Origin of the sequence: Paenibacillus cellulositrophicus (assembly GCF_009363095.1) — a bacterium.
Classification (GTDB): Bacteria; Bacillota; Bacilli; order Paenibacillales; family Paenibacillaceae; genus Paenibacillus_AQ; species Paenibacillus_AQ favisporus.
In genome coordinates this window covers 169,722-184,489 of record NZ_CP045296.1, presented here as the reverse complement: position 1 = coordinate 184,489, position 14,768 = coordinate 169,722, and the positions used below count along the sequence as shown (strand labels likewise).

General features: G+C 52.4%; 13 protein-coding genes. 3 read left to right on the top strand and 10 right to left on the bottom strand.

What is annotated here, in order from left to right; all coding sequences use genetic code 11:
* Positions 1 to 47 precede the first annotated feature (47 nt).
* Positions 48 to 1,265 (top strand): MFS transporter, encoded by a 1,218-nt coding sequence (locus tag GCU45_RS30615; protein WP_152403666.1) that lies wholly within the window; start codon positions 48 to 50, stop codon positions 1,263 to 1,265.
* A gap of 138 nt (positions 1,266 to 1,403) precedes the next feature.
* Positions 1,404 to 2,246: an aldo/keto reductase gene (locus GCU45_RS30610; RefSeq protein ID WP_152403664.1), complete on the top strand. Its 843-nt coding sequence runs from the start codon at positions 1,404 to 1,406 to the stop codon at positions 2,244 to 2,246.
* 108 nt (positions 2,247 to 2,354) lie between these two features.
* Here the strand turns inward: GCU45_RS30610 and GCU45_RS30605 are convergent, their stop codons facing one another.
* The 5 genes from GCU45_RS30605 to GCU45_RS30585 form a co-directional block, all read right to left on the bottom strand.
* Positions 2,355 to 3,098, bottom strand: a complete 744-nt coding sequence (locus tag GCU45_RS30605; RefSeq protein WP_152403661.1) for a spermidine synthase — start codon at positions 3,096 to 3,098, stop codon at positions 2,355 to 2,357.
* A gap of 83 nt (positions 3,099 to 3,181) precedes the next feature.
* A complete protein-coding gene (locus GCU45_RS30600) occupies positions 3,182 to 3,901 on the bottom strand; it encodes a YebC/PmpR family DNA-binding transcriptional regulator (protein ID WP_076167139.1) in 720 nt (239 codons plus the stop codon).
* Between the two features lie 98 nt (positions 3,902 to 3,999).
* Positions 4,000 to 4,950: a glycoside hydrolase family 43 protein gene (locus tag GCU45_RS30595; protein ID WP_152403660.1), complete on the bottom strand. Its 951-nt coding sequence runs from the start codon at positions 4,948 to 4,950 to the stop codon at positions 4,000 to 4,002.
* A 238-nt stretch (positions 4,951 to 5,188) separates the two neighbouring features.
* Complete coding sequence (locus tag GCU45_RS30590) at positions 5,189 to 5,605, bottom strand: VOC family protein (RefSeq protein ID WP_089546898.1); 417 nt, start codon at positions 5,603 to 5,605, stop codon at positions 5,189 to 5,191.
* Positions 5,606 to 5,862: 257 nt separating this feature from the next.
* The gene (locus GCU45_RS30585; RefSeq protein WP_152404665.1) at positions 5,863 to 6,783 is read right to left on the bottom strand and encodes a DMT family transporter; all 921 of its coding nucleotides are present in this window, start codon (positions 6,781 to 6,783) and stop codon (positions 5,863 to 5,865) included.
* A 104-nt stretch (positions 6,784 to 6,887) separates the two neighbouring features.
* On the opposite strand from GCU45_RS30585, the gene GCU45_RS30580 reads away from it, so the two are divergent.
* On the top strand, positions 6,888 to 7,784 hold the full coding sequence (locus GCU45_RS30580) for a LysR family transcriptional regulator (RefSeq protein ID WP_152403658.1): 897 nt from the start codon (positions 6,888 to 6,890) through the stop codon (positions 7,782 to 7,784).
* Positions 7,785 to 7,814: 30 nt separating this feature from the next.
* On the opposite strand, the gene GCU45_RS30575 is transcribed toward GCU45_RS30580, so the two are convergent.
* The 5 genes from GCU45_RS30575 to GCU45_RS30555 form a co-directional block, all read right to left on the bottom strand.
* Complete coding sequence (locus GCU45_RS30575) at positions 7,815 to 9,212, bottom strand: response regulator (RefSeq protein WP_152403656.1); 1,398 nt, start codon at positions 9,210 to 9,212, stop codon at positions 7,815 to 7,817.
* Between the two features lie 26 nt (positions 9,213 to 9,238).
* Complete coding sequence (locus tag GCU45_RS30570) at positions 9,239 to 10,981, bottom strand: cache domain-containing sensor histidine kinase (RefSeq protein WP_152403654.1); 1,743 nt, start codon at positions 10,979 to 10,981, stop codon at positions 9,239 to 9,241.
* Between the two features lie 111 nt (positions 10,982 to 11,092).
* Positions 11,093 to 12,613 (bottom strand): ABC transporter substrate-binding protein, encoded by a 1,521-nt coding sequence (locus tag GCU45_RS30565; protein WP_152403652.1) that lies wholly within the window; start codon positions 12,611 to 12,613, stop codon positions 11,093 to 11,095.
* Between the two features lie 39 nt (positions 12,614 to 12,652).
* On the bottom strand, positions 12,653 to 13,552 hold the full coding sequence (locus GCU45_RS30560; protein WP_145946275.1) for a carbohydrate ABC transporter permease: 900 nt from the start codon (positions 13,550 to 13,552) through the stop codon (positions 12,653 to 12,655).
* Positions 13,553 to 13,625: 73 nt separating this feature from the next.
* Positions 13,626 to 14,600: an ABC transporter permease gene (locus tag GCU45_RS30555; RefSeq protein ID WP_244364738.1), complete on the bottom strand. Its 975-nt coding sequence runs from the start codon at positions 14,598 to 14,600 to the stop codon at positions 13,626 to 13,628.
* Positions 14,601 to 14,768 lie beyond the last annotated feature (168 nt).

Below are 14,768 nucleotides of genomic sequence, written 5' to 3'. Positions count from 1 at the left end.
TCGTAGCATCAAATAGATAGAACAACATATAGGAGTGAGATGATACCATGTCTTTGGATAAAAAACGCGCAACCTTTGCCTTATTAGCTTTAGCCATCAGCGCGTTCGCGATTGGTACCACTGAATTTATCAGTGTGGGGCTGCTTCCCCTGATCGCCAATGACCTGCACATTTCGGTAACCCTTGCCGGGTTGACCGTTACGTTATATGCGCTCGGTGTCACCTTTGGAGCGCCGATTCTAACCTCTTTAACGTCAGGTGTGCCGCGCAAAATTCTGCTTATCGGCATCATGCTGGTATTCATTGTCGGCAACAGTCTGGCGGCCGCATCCACCGGGATCGGTCTGCTGCTTACGGCGCGCATCATTTCGGCCTTGTCCCACGGCGTGTTTATGTCGATCGGGTCAACGATTGCTGCCGATCTCGTCGCGGAAAACCGCAGGGCCAGCGCCATTTCCATCATGTTCTCCGGACTGACGGTGGCGACCGTCACCGGGGTGCCGCTGGGAACATTCATTGGTCAGCAGCTCGGCTGGAGAGCCGCGTTTGTGGCGATCGTGATCGTCGGCGTTATCGCGCTGATTGCCAACCTGATCCTTGTACCGGGCAACCTGCGCAAAGGCGTCCGGACGCCGGTCCGTGATCAAGTCAAAATCGTGGCCAACGGCCGCCTGCTGCTTGCTTTTCTGATTACTGCGCTTGGCTATGGAGGAACCTTTGTGGTATTTACCTACCTGTCGCCGCTGCTGCATGATGTTACCGGCTTTAAAGAATCAACCGTCGCCCTGATACTGCTGCTCTACGGCATCGCCATTGCCATTGGTAATGTGATCGGAGGCAAAGCGGCCAACCGCAAGCCTTTATCCGCCTTATTGTATATGTTCCTGATCCAGGCGGTCATTTTGCTTCTTCTCACATTCACGGCTCCGTTTAAGGTCGCCGGGCTGATTACGATCTTCGGCATGGGGCTCCTTGCTTTCATGAACGTGCCTGGACTTCAGGTATACGTCGTGATGCTTGCGGAACGGTTTGCGCCGAAGGCCGTCGACGTCGCTTCGTCTGTGAACATTGCCGCATTTAACGCCGGCATAGCGCTAGGCGCGTATTTGGGCGGAATCGTGACCGATCATCTCGGCTTGATTCATACCGCATGGATCGGCTCGATCATGGTTGCGGCAGCCGTTCTGCTCACCTGGTGGAGCCGTACCCTCGAACGCAAGGATACGGCGTCATCCGATAGTGACAACAACATGCTCAGTGCGTAATCCTGATCCTTTTTTAGCTATCGTATCTAATGCGGATAAGTTCTATACAGTTCCGGTAATGATAAGCGAATGGGTTTCGAATTGCGGAGGCAACAGAAATTTATATCATGACAAACAACATCTAGGAGGCAATTTATAATGACTCAACATGTACAAAGCAAAACCCGATTGAATAACGGCATCGAAATGCCTTGGCTGGGCCTTGGCGTCTTCAAAGTGGAAGAAGGCAGCGAGCTCGTCGAAGCGGTAAAAGCCGCCGTGAAGCATGGTTACCGGAGTATCGACACCGCTGCGGTTTATGCCAACGAAACGAGCGTCGGTCAGGGAATCCGCGAGGCGCTGGCCGATAGCGGACTGAAGCGGGAAGACCTTTTTGTTACTTCAAAAGTGTGGAACGCAGACCTCGGTTACGATTCGACCATCGCGGCCTATGAGACAAGCCTGAAGAAGCTGAGTCTCGATTATCTGGATCTATACTTGATCCACTGGCCGGTTGCCGGCAAATATAAAGAAGCATGGAGAGCGATGGAGCAGCTGTATAAAGACGGCCGCGTCAAATCGATCGGCGTCAGCAACTTCCAAGTACACCACCTGGAAGATTTAATGAAGGATGCGGAAATCGTACCGGTCATCAACCAGGTGGAATTCCATCCGATGCTGACCCAGAAAGAGCTTCGCGACTTCACGAAGCAGCACAACATTCAGCTGGAGGCGTGGTCTCCGCTGATGCAGGGCGAGCTGTTGAACCATCCGCTGCTGAAAGAACTCGCGGACAAATACGGCAAATCCATCGCCCAGGTGATCCTCCGTTGGGATCTGCAGCATGGCGTCGTGACCATCCCTAAATCGACCAAAGAGCACCGTATCGTTGAAAATGCATCGCTGTTCGACTTTGAACTGTCCCAGGAAGACATGGACCGGATCGACGGTCTGAACGAGAACCGCCGCGTGGGTCCTGATCCGGACAACTTCGATTTCTAATTGTGCTTAATCATTCTACCATACGAAAACGCCATCCCTCCGGATTCGGAAGGATGGCGTTTTTTAAATTCTATCGTTTTTGAATACAGTTAAAACCATGCTCTGGAGCTACACGCGGTCTCTAAGAATGTATCCTTGCTCCAGCAGCACCTGCATAAAACCTTCCAAACCATTGACTTCCGCTGCGGCCGGCATTTCCGAGCCCAGGAACAACACGTTCCGTTCTGCTTCCCGTTCCCCTTCTGACAGGGCGAATGTTCGAACTGAAGCAAACACCTGCTCCATTGTGGTATGAATGGCACTTAGCACGGGGTCCCGCTGCAGCTTGCCAGCTGCGTTCATGATCAGCATCCCGCCTGCCCTCAGCTTTTGCCAGGCCAGCGCAAAAAATTCCTCCGTCGTCAGATGATGAGGCGTCCCTTCGCGTGTAAACGCGTCTAAGATCACATAATCGAAGGAGCCGTCAGCCTGCTGCTCCAACAGGGCCCTTCCGTCTCCAATCTCGACATTGTTCCAGCCGTATTGAAAATAGCTTCGGCTCAGCTCCACGATATCCGCGTTGACCTCGGCCACGAGGCATTGATCTTCGCGAAATTGGCCGGCAATCGTTCCAATTCCGTGTCCGATCATAAAAATCCTGCCGTTTTCGGGCGTCCGTTTGCGAATCAGCCGGACAATTTCGCGCGGATACTCCAATACGATGCGGTCCGGATCCCGGAGGTCGATGGCACCTTGAACCGCGTTGTCTCCAAATTGAAGTACACGGAAGCGGCCCGTTTGACCAAACAGCTCATGCGCTTCGTAGACGACGATTTCCTGACTTCCGTTCGATTTTCTCGCTAATTCATACAATTCCGTCTTCTCCTTTCATAACTCAAAAAAGGCCATCGTCTTCTCAGACAATGGCCTTCTTCCGGCAAATCGCGTCACGCTGATTAATCTTCAAGCTCCACGTTGTGGTACACATTCTGGACGTCCTCCAGGTTTTCAAGGGCATCGATCATTTTCTCGAATGCCGGCTGGGACTCGGCCGGAAGCTCCACATAGTTCTGCGCGATCATGGAAACCTCGGCAACCGAAAATTCGGTTACGCCAGCGTTCTGGAAGGCTTCCTGCACGGCATGAAACTGCTCCGGATCGGCATATACGATGACGGAATCGTCTTCCTGGATGATGTCGCGAACGTCGACATCCGCTTCCATCAGCAGTTCCAGGACTTCTTCTTCCGTCTTATCTTCAACGCCGATGACTGCGGTGGAATCGAACATGTAGGCGACCGATCCGCTGACGCCAAGGTTGCCTCCGTTCTTGCTAAATGCAGCCCGGACTTCTGAAGCGGTGCGGTTGACGTTATTCGTCAAGGCATCCACGATCACCATGGATCCGTTCGGCCCGAAGCCTTCGTACCGCAGCTCGTCATAGGTCTCATCAGAGTTGCCTCTCGCCTTCTCCAGCGCGCGGTCAATGATCGCCTTCGGCACATTGTACGTCTTAGCGCGTTCCAGAACGACCTTCAACGCCCGGTTGGATTCCGGATCCGGCTCGCCCTGCTTGGCGACGACATAAATTTCACGCCCGAAGCGGGCATATATACGACTAGTGTTTGCGTCTTTCGATGCTTTCTTCTCTTTAATGTTATTCCACTTACGACCCATACGATCCGCTCTCTTTCACTAATATCAGATTCTATCGTTCCTTGTAGAAGACGTGTTCTATTATATCGCAAAAACGGTCTATTGAACAAGCTTCTGCCTTACGAATCGCCCTTCTCCCGTGTCGGCAATGTTCTTGGCGGCACCCCTTCAAAGGTCAGCTTCACCGGCCTAATCCGGCCTTCGGAATCAAACTCCATCCGGTCGATGCAGACTTCACGGTGATTCGCAGCGGTTTCGGTCAGCGGACGGCGGTGGTAAACGATGTACCACTCGTCTTCACCCGGAATCTGAATGACGCCGTGATGCCCCGCTCCCGTAGCCACCTCGGGATCCTGCTGCAGTATTTTGGCCTCCCGCACAAACGGCCCCAGCGGCGAATCCGAGACGGCGTACCCCACCGAATAATCCGGGCCTCCCCAACCGCCTTCGGCCCACATAAAGTAATACTTGCCTTCGCGCTTGATCATGCAGGGACCTTCCACGAAGTTCTCCGGCGTAATTTCCTTGTATACCTCCCCGTCTGAAAAAGGAGCGATGCTGACCATGTCTTCGTTCAGCTTCACGACATTGCAGTGCTTCCATCCCCCGTAATACAAATACGCCTGACCGTCGTCATCGACAAAAACATGGGGGTCGATCGGCTGGGCGCCATAGTAAAACTGGTCGATCAGCGGCTTCCCCAGGGCATCCCGGAAAGGTCCTTCAGGCCGGTCAGCCACGGCAACACCGATGCCGCCCAGCTCGTCATTGCTCTGGATGTCGTTCGCCGCAAAATAATAATAATAGCGTCCATTACGCTCGATCGGGGAAGGGGCCCACATCGCCCGCCTTGCCCATGAAATGTCCTTCATCTCCAGAATCCGTTCAACCTTGGTCCAGTGAACCAGGTCATCGGAATAGAACGCATCGAAAAACGTCTGGTCATCGTAAGCTGCCGAGTATGTAGGATATACCCAGTACCGGCCCTGAAAGATTCGGGGTTCGGGATCGGCATACCATCCGGGAAAAATCGGGTTGCCTGAACGGCGGTCGTTACCTTTAAGATTCACAATGCTGCTCCTCTCCACAAGTGACTTGTCCTGTATATCATTTTACCAAACTGGGGAACCGTTTTCCCATGAAAAATGTATACCGACGTACCTTCAAAGGAGACACACTGTGTCTAAAAGAAGTTTTCCTGCGAGATCAGGAAGCAGAGGCTACGAAACTTATACTTTCTGATCTCTTCAAAAAAAGGCACAGGCTCGGCAGCCTGCACCTTCTTTTCTATAATATCTGTTGAATGGCTTATTGCTGCTGCACGGCACTTGGATCCATATACATGACTTCCCACAAATGGTTGTCGAGATCCTGGAAGCTCCAGCCATACATAAATCCGTGATCCTGCTTGTCATTGGACGGCTTGCCGCCCGCTTCCAGTGCCTTGTTGACGATTTCGTCCACCTGCTCGCGGCTGTCGGCGGACACGCACACGATGACCTCGTTCGTTTTGGAGGCATCGGCGATTTCTTTATTGGTGAACGTTTGATAATACGGCTCAACCAGAAGCATGACATAGATATGATCACTGATCACCATGCAGGTTGCATTGTCATCCGTAAATTGAGGATTAAAGGCAAATCCGATTTTGGAGAAGAATTCGATCGAGTTTTTCAGGTTTTTAACCGGGAGATTCACGAAAATTTTGTCCAATTGCAGCGCCATTTAAAATTACCACCTTTTCTCGGAATATTCACGGTAACCTGAGCATGATCAGGCTCAACATTTGCTCCGCCAAGCGGAGATTCCTGAGTCTAGTCTGCCTTCACAGATCGTGATACCGTTTGAATTAATTGCATTCTATCATGGAAATGACGCCTGCATTTCTTATAAATTGCTATCATCGCTGATTTCTCGCAGAAAAATGAAAAAATCCGCTATAAACGCGGATTTTGCTTAATTTCTAGCCTCGGTCTCCCGGTTCATCGTGCTCGCGGCCCTCCGTGCCCCTCAGGCACCGCAGGCAGCGCCGAAGCTCTTCTGCGCCGGAACCGGACGTTGACGAGCACAATGCTGGCAAGAACCAGAATAAGGCCGGCTACAAGATTCATCGTCACTTGCTCATTCAGAAAAAGCACGCTCGAAAAGATCGAAACGATCGGAATCAGAAACGTAAACGAACCGATTTTGCTCGCTTCCCCTTCGCTGATCAGTTTAAAATAGACGAACCAACCTGCCGCGATGACGAAAATGGCGATAAACAGCGTATCCCAAATGAACGTCCCGTTCCACTGGATCTTCGACCAGTCTTCCATTCCCGAACCGGCCAGCAGCAGAATGACACCGCCGATCGTAATTTGCATCGCCGTCAGCCAGGTCGAGTCGACCTTGGGTCCGATCTTCTTGACATAGGCCGTGCCAAGCGCCCAGGAGAGGGCTGTGACCAACGCCAAAATAATACCGACGGCGGAAACGTCCCCGGTAAACCCGCCCGCGCTCATGGTGGCGACACCGACAAAGCCGACGATCAGGCCAAGCATTTTCTGCTTCGTCATGGCCTCTCCCAGCCACAGCCACGAGAACAGCCCAAGCAGCACAGGCTGGAGAAACACGATCGCCGAGAACAATCCGGCCGGCGTATACTGCAGTCCGATGGTTTGGACACCATAGTATATAACGATGCTGAGAAGCGCGGAGGTCAAATAGATCGGCCAAGTCTGACGCAGCCGCAATTGCTTCGCTTTAGGCAGAGCCACCAACACGAGCAGCACGCCGCCGATCAGCGCCCGCAAGCCGGCGAACAAGATTGGCGGCGCATAGTCCAGAGCTATTTTGGATAATGGCCAGTTGATTCCCCATACCAATATTAAAAAGATTAATAGAAACAATGTATTCTTCTGCATTCGCACGGAAAGTCACTCCTTGAATCATGGTCAATAACCATGATACAATACGTTGAACTATAAATAAAATGCATATTCCTCATAGGAGGTATAACATATCCGTTATGAATGAGACGCAGATCAGACTATTCGTGGCCGTCGCGGAAACGGGAAGCTTTACGAAAGCGGGCCAGATGATGAATATGACCCAGCCGGCGGTCAGCCGCGCCATATCCAGCCTGGAGTCCGAGCTCGGAGTTACCCTCTTGAACCGCCATCCGCGAAACGGTGTCGTCCTGACCGATATCGGCAAACGGATCGTGGTCACTGGCAGGGAAATTTTGCTCCAATACGAAAAAATTTCGCAGGAGGTTGCCGCCGAGAAAGGGCTGGAAACCGGCAGCATCCGTGTCGGAGCCTTTCCGGCCGCCGCTTCCTTTTATTATCCAAAAATCGTCCGTGCCATCAACGACAAGTATCCTAACATTCATATTCAGATGTATGAAGGCACCGTGGAGGAAGTCCGGCATTGGCTCGATGAGCTGGTCGTAGATGTCGGCTTCCTCATTCCGCCGCTGAACGATCTGGACACAAGGCTGCTGCGGAACGAAGCGCTTCACGTCGTTTTCCGCGACGATCACCCCTTCCGCAATTACAAGGAAATCCGGATTCAGGATCTTTCGGATGAGCCGATGCTGGTCTGCAAGGGCGGCTATGAGCTGCCGGTTATGGAGCTGTTCCGCGCCGGGGGAGCGAATCTGAACGTGAAGCATATTACGACCAACTATCCGACCGCCCTGAACATGATCAACGAAGGACTGGGCATCTGCATCATGTCGGAGCTGTCGCTGCAGAGCGTGCCAGAACACGTCATGAGCCGGGAGTTGACTCCCAGAGCGTACCGGAAGCTGCATCTTGCCGTTCCGTCCTTCAAACAGGCATCCATTGCCGTCAGATTGTTTGTGGATACGGCATTCCGGCTGTTCCCGCCTGCAGCAGCGCATCCCGACGAGCAAACTTAGGCGGCGAGATGCCGCACGGCATCCACGCCTTCAAACCGACTTTCGTCTGACCTGCTGGGGTGAGGCGTGATGCACCTTTTTGAACATTTTGGAAAAATGCGAAAAATTGTAGTATCCGAGAGACTTGGCCACATCAGAAATCGGCATGCTGGACTCCCTGATCATCTCTTTGGCGGCCTCCATCCGCTCGCGAAGGATGTAATCCGTAATGGACTCTCCCGTTTCCCGCTTGAACAGACGGGATAGGTATGCCGGGTTCAAATGCACACAACAGGCCAGCTGCTCCCTTGTGATCGGTTCATGGAGATGCTCGGCAATGTAGTCTTGGACGCGTTGAATGACCGAAGGATGGCTTTCTTTCTCGGACAACGCCGGAATAAGGCGCTGGGCGGCGAGGCAGGTCTTCAGATCCCGCTCTACATCCTCAAGCTTTCCCAGCTCCAGCAGCTGTATCCAATTCCGAAGCTTGGCAGCAGGCACCTGGCCGCTCTCCGGTTCGAACCCGGCCAGCCGGTACACCTCATTCGATTTGTTCAAATTGCCGTATTCCATCTCAAGCAGCTTTTGATAGGTTTCGCCAATTTCGAATAATGTCGACGGCTTCCCGATGTAACAGGATAAGGTACAGTGAAAATAACGCCGGCAGGACTCCAGGTAGGCCATGCAGCGGTCATACAATGTATCTTCGCGTATTTCCCCATCTTCCGGACCGTACAAAATAACAACGTTGACCCCCTGCTTGGTTTGGATCACCTCACCGCGGCCGGGATCGAGCAGCATCTCCTCCGCTGCTTTGCGGATGTTGTATTCCATCATTTCCTCATCACGGGTGCTGTACTCCCGCATCCACGATTCCACGCTGACCAGAACAGGCATGAAGGTCGTCCCCGATAAAGCAAGCAGCTCATGCTCCTGCAAAATTTTAAGCACGTTATCCGGTGTGCAATGGATGCGCCGGGTAAGGACATCGTTCCAGAATTTCTCGGTGATCAGTCCTTTTCTCTTCTGCCAGGTTTCATTGTACCTTGCCCTCAGCTCCGTCATCTCCCGTTCCTGCCTGACAGACTCCAGCGCCCTGGCGATCGACGACTTCAGCACGTCGTACTCAATCGGCTTCAGCAGATAGTCAAATCCGTCGAGCTGAATCGCCCGCTGCATAAAATCAAAATGGGCGTGAGCCGTCAAAAATATCGTTTCGGTTTCCGGCGAAATGTCATTAACGCGCTCCAGCAGCTCAATTCCGGTTCCTTTCGGCATTTCGATATCACAGATCATCACGTCGATCGCCGAACGCTCGAACACTTTCAGCGCGTCCCTGAGATTATACGCCTCGTAAATCTCTGAAACCTGCAGCGCCTCCCAATCGACACCGCTTTTGATTCCCATAACGGCATACATCTCATCATCCACGATCAGCACTTTATACATCAGGTTCCCTCCAGTTCTGTTGAAGATTAGGAAGCGAACTCCTCCACCCTCCGGTGGGGAATCGTCAGCGTGACGACAGCGCCGCCCTCAGGAGCATTCCCAAAAGACAGTCCCGCATCGCTGCCAAAAAAATGCTTCAAGCGGTACAGGACGTTCGTAATGCCCAGATGCTCGCCGCTTTTACTCTCCATATATGTCCCTGTCCGCAGCAGCTGCAGCGTCTCTTCGTCAAACCCGGCGCCATTGTCGGCAATGACGATCGTCAGCTCTCCCGTTCCTGCGTGACCGATGCGGATATCGATATGAAACGGATGGTCCATAAAATCAAAGCCGTGTTTCATCGCATTTTCGACAAACGGTTGAATGAGCAGCGGCGGTACCGCCGCCTGGGCAAGCTCCTCCGGCAAATGGCAGGCGTATGTCACCTGGTCCGGAAAGCGGACCTGCTGAATCCGGATATAGCTCTCCAAGTGTTCCATCTCCTCCGCCATCGTCACCGCCACCTGGTTCGTACGGGTCGCAAATCGGAAATATTGAACGAGATTCAGACACATCAGCTGAATGACGCCGTAATTTTGTATTTGGGCCAAATTGTATACGATATTGATTGAGTTCAGCAGAAAATGGGGATTGATCTGAAGCTGCAGATGCTTCAGCTCCGCTTTGTGCGCCTTGATCTGCTCCTCGTACACGCTGATTTTCAGCTCTTGAATTTCGGAAGCCATATTGTTAAAGGTTTCATTGATGATCATAAATTCCTTCGATTTGGAAGGCTTCAGCCGGTAAGCCAGATTGCCGTTCTTGATGCTCCGCATACCACGGATCAAGCTGTTCATCGGCTTCAAGATGATATCGTTCAAGTAGATCAAATAAATGATCAGGACGATGACCGCTAAGACGGAAATCATCAAGATCCCCCGTCTGAAGTGGTACAGATTCTGCAGCATCCGGGCTTCCGGAATAAAGGCGCCCAGGCTGAGTTCCGTACTCTGGATCGGGTGCTGGACCACGATATACCGTCTTCCTTCCGCCTTTACGGCCTGATACGTATCGGTTGTATCTCCGACCGGCGGGATGTCCAGCTTGGGCGAATCGGGGGACGCCGAACTGGTGATCAATTCGCCCGCTTCGTTCAGAAAGCCGGCGTAGCCGTCCTCCCCGAGATGAACCAGATCGAGCGGGATCATCAAGTTTTTCAGCTGAACGAACGCCCCTAAATAGAAACCATCACCCGCATCCACAAGCCGGATCAGGGCGTATTTGCCCTTGCTGTATGGAATCGCCTTCCACTGCATGAACACAGGGCTGCCCGGACGGGCATTGTTCACCACTTGCTGAATAGCCATTTGAATCGACTGCAGTTCGTCATAAGACTGCGTCTTGATCGGCGTATTGAACAAATCATGATTCTGCACCGAATAGATGAACTGAAGGTCCACGCTGTTATCGAACCGGTGGTAGCGTGTAAGGCTGTTCAGGATCCGGGCCTTGGCCAGAACGTATTCGTCTTCATCGTTCAGCAGCTGGGACAGCGCGGCAATGTTGGGATCCTCAACGGCGAAGTTGTACAAAAATTTGATCTCCTTGTTGAGCGCCGCCTCGATCTGGCTTGAATACAGGATGATCGAGTTTTTGTTCGAATCGGCCACCTGTTCCCGGACCGTGTTCATCGCGTAGTAATTGTTATAGAGCAAAAGCAGGAAGAGCGGAAGCGTAATGGCAATGAAGCCGATCACTAATTTGCTGCGCAGCGAACGTTTGATATTCATAGCTCTGTCGGTCCTTTTTGTCAAAATAAAGTGTTTCAGGAAGGGGAATAGGGAATCCCCATCCCCGGTTTTAAGCTAGACCGGTTGGGAGATTCCCTCGTAACTGCCATGTTATTGATTCGCCTTCGCCCATTCGGCGAGCTGTTTGTCTACTTCCGCCTTGACTTTGTCAAAGCCGGCCGCCTTGCGTTTTTCCTTCCACTTGGCAATGATTTTCTCCGGATCCGCGGCACCGGAGCGGAGCGTGGCGTCAAACTCTTTTTCCACGTTGGCGATGGAGGCCAGCTCCGATTTGACCGGCTCCTGGTCAAAAGCAAATCCGAGGGCGATCGACCGTTCCGCCCGCTCGTTGAATTTCTCGAATTCCTTCCACTTGTTCGGATCCTCGTTCGCCCACAGATAAGAATTGAACTGGTTGCCGAACATCCAGCCTCCCGGATTCGGGTAGGTTTGCGTGTCCGCATTGACGCCTTCCGGATAATCGATGACCTGGTCGGATTTTTTTACGTAGTGCTTGCCCTCAATGCCCCAGTCCAGCATGTTCAGCAGTTTCGGATCGTTGTACAGCAGATCGAGGAACATCATGGCCCGCGCCGGATCTTTGGAAGTCCGGGAAATGCCGAGCATCGCCCCCTGCGCATCCCCCGTCGTCGTGAACGGCTCCGCCGTCTCGACCTGTACCAGGTCCACGCCCGACGTGACGCTCATCTCCTTGTCTTTGCCCGGTTTCAGGGATTGGGCCACGGCAAACGCCTTGCCGGCTTTAATCATATTCATTCCCTGGTCGGCGTCAGAGGTCAGAATGTCCTTGTCGAACCAGCCGTTCTGATACCACTGATGCATCCGTTTGAAGAAATCGATGAACTTGGGATCCTCCAGCGTATCGATCGCCTTGAGTTCCTTGCTTCCCCGCGGAACGGCCAGGTTCGCCACGATCCCGTCGTAATTGGCCGCACTCCAAGTATTCGTGAACTTGCTGGAGACGATCGGGGTCACGCCAGGCTCGTTGTCTTTAATCGTTTTGAACATCGCTTCCATATCTTCCAGCGACTTGACGCCATTGATATCGAATTTGTATTTGTCCACCAGCTTTTTGTCGAGCAGGAAACCGAAGCCCTGTCCGAATTCCTTCTTCGTCGGCAGCGCGTACAATTTGCCGCCGATCTTCGAGCCCTTAATGAAGTCATCTCCGAGGATTCCCGGAATGTCCTTGCCGTACTGCGCCATCAGCTCATCCAGCTCCACGAACTGGCCTTTGGCCACATCCTTGGCATACGAAAACCAGCTTGCCGTAAACAGCAGGTCGAACGGCTCGTTGGAAATCTTCATCAGGTTTGTCTTGTCATCCCATGACGCCCATTCAATCGGCCTAAGCTCGATCGTCGCGTTGATTTTTTCCGTCAGGTATTTGCTCATCTCATCCTGGACCAGCTGCAGATCCTTGGGTGCGGACGCCGGATACACGAGCGTAATTTTATAAGGCTTCAGACCGGTGCCGCTGTCCGAACCGGAGCCGCCGGCGGCCGTGCCCGAAGCTTCGCCGGAGTCACCTGCACCTCCTTTGCCGCAGCCCGTCAGGGCAAGCATTCCGCACAGCATCATGATCAGCACTAAATGGTAGGCTTTTTTCATTGTCGACGCTTCTCCTCTCAACGATTAAATGATGTAGAGTCAGCCCTTGACGGCGCCGCTCGTTATCCCGCTGATGTAATATTTCTGGAAGAACGGGTAAGCGAACAGCAGCGGGGCAATCCCGACGATGGCCAGCGCCATCCGGACCGTTTCCCGAGGCATTTTAGCCAGCAGCTCGCCCACCTGGGCGGAGCTTCCCGATTTCATCAGCAGGTATTGGATATTGGTTAACGTTTTGGTCATCAAGTACTGAATGTTGTACAGCTCAGGCTTATCAATAAACAGCATGCAGTTATACCAGTCGTTCCAATAAGACAGCGTGTTGAACAGCCCGATGGTCGCCATGATCGGCAGCGACAGGGGCAGGACGATGCTGAAAAATATCCGGATTTCGCTGGCTCCGTCAATGGTCGCCGACTCCACGACCGACTCCGGAATAGTGGATGAGAAGAAGCTTCGCATCAGGAGCACGTTAAAGGCGCTCAACAACAGATTGGGAATGATCATGGCAAAAATCGTATTTTTCAGGTCAAACATGTTGACGTACGTCATATACCAGGGCACCATTCCCCCGCCGAACAGCATCGTAAAGAAAATATAAAAGGATAACGTACGCCGCAGGGGCAAATCCGGACGGGATAACGGATAGGCGAACAACGCGGTCATGAGCAAACTAACCACCGTTCCAATCAGCGTCGTTAGGATGGTGATGCCGTAGGCCTTAGCAATCTCCGAGAAATCGTTAAACAAAAACTGGTACGCGGCAAAGCTGATTTCCTTGGGAAACAAGGAATATCCCTTCTGAAGGATCGAATCCTCACTCGAGATCGACACCATAAAAATCAGTATAAACGGGATCAATGATGCCAGTGTAAAAGCCCAGAAAAACAAGTGGATCAAGGAAGGGCCGATGATTTTTTTCACGCTTGCTGTCCTCATGACGTTCCTCTACCTTTCTTGGAAAAATCAATGTACGCTTGCACACATCCCTTGCGACGAAAAACGCGGCTCCCTAAAACAAAGCGTCACGCTTGTTGATCCGCCGGACGGCTGCGTTAGCTGCCAGAATCAGGACAAAGCAGACGACCGATTGATAGAAGCCCGCTGCCGAGGACATCCCGATGTCACCCGACTGCGTCATCGCCCGGTACACGAACGTATCGATCGTATTCGTGGTCGGGATCAGCGCGCCCGTGTTCATCGGCACTTGGTAGAACAAGCCGAAGTCGCTTCGGAGGATTCCGCTGACCGCAAGCAGTGTCATCGTAGTAATGACGGGCGTGATCAGCGGGATCGTAATCCGCGTCATCTGCTTCCACTTGCTGGCGCCGTCGATGGTTGCCGCCTCGTAATACTCCTTGTCAATCCCGATAATTGCGGCGAAATAGATGACCGACAAGTACCCGACGTTCTTCCACGCATTAACGATCACGAGAATATACGGCCAATAGCGGGGCTCGCCATACCAGGAAACGGCTTCAGCGCCGAACCATTTGGCGATAAGCCGGTTTACCAGCCCGCTCTCAACATTCAGAAAGCTGTAGACCAGGTACGCCACAACGACCATGGAAATGATGTGCGGCAGCAGGAAGGTGCTTTGGTAGAACCGGGTGATGACCTTGTCCCTGATTTCGTTAATCAGCAGCGCTGCGAGGACGGCCAGCACCAGATTCAGGACGATAAACACGAAGTTGTATAGAAAGGTGTTTCTCGTAATGACATAGGCGTCCTGGGAGTTGAACAAAAATTTAAAGTTGTCCAGTCCCGCCCATTCGCTTCCCCAAATGCCGTCGACATAATTGTAATTTTTGAAAGCAAGGATGACGCCGTACATAGGGATATAGTTGTTGATGAATAAATAAATGACTCCCGGCAGTGTCATCAGCAGCAGCCATTTGTATTTCTTCAGTTGTCTCCGGAACGTAGAAACCCGCCGGATCTTCGCCGGGCTCACCGCATTCCGGTCAAGCTGCACCGCCTCTTGCATGATCTCACTCCTTTTTGTCGTTTCATGACCTGTAACCCCTTACAAATCCGATTCTATACGGTGCAAGCAAAGTCCGGCTACCACGATGATGACTTCCTGCTAACGCTCTGATGACTTGTTTGCCTAATCCACAATCGGTGGTTGACACCCCGTACGGGAATCTTTATG